General features: G+C 63.5%; 1 protein-coding gene. It reads right to left on the bottom strand.

Features of this window, described 5'->3' with window-relative positions:
• Positions 1–405: AMP-binding protein (locus tag LWF15_RS35795; RefSeq protein WP_232815450.1), on the bottom strand; the 405-nt coding region annotated here is incomplete at both ends.

The raw sequence follows: 405 nt of genomic DNA, 5'->3' as shown, positions 1-405 counted from the left end.
AGGTCCTTCGCCAGACCGGTCGGCAGAACATCGGCACCCAACGAAAGATGCCGCAACCGCGACACCTTCGGATCAAAGCCGGTCGCAGTAATGGCCTGGAACACCACCGGCACGAACTCAGCGAACCCGATCGGCTCCGAGGCCAGGATACCGGCCAGATACTCGACGTCCTTGTCCCCTCCGGAACGGATCAGCCTCACACTCGCGCCGACCGTCAACGGCCAGAAGAACTCCGGCACCGACACATCGAAACCGGCAGAGCTCTTCTGCAGCAACCGGTCGCCGGGTTCGAGCGGGAACACCCCTTGACGCCAAGCGATCAGATTAACGATCGCGCGGTGGCTGACCGCCACACCCTTCGGCCGCCCCGTCGTACCCGACGTGAAAATGACGTACGCCGTGTCG

The sequence above is a fragment of the Kineosporia rhizophila genome (assembly GCF_021277265.1).
Classification (GTDB): Bacteria; Actinomycetota; Actinomycetes; order Actinomycetales; family Kineosporiaceae; genus Kineosporia; species Kineosporia rhizophila.
Note: the sequence above shows the minus strand (reverse complement) of the source record. Positions and strands in the feature narration are given on the sequence as shown.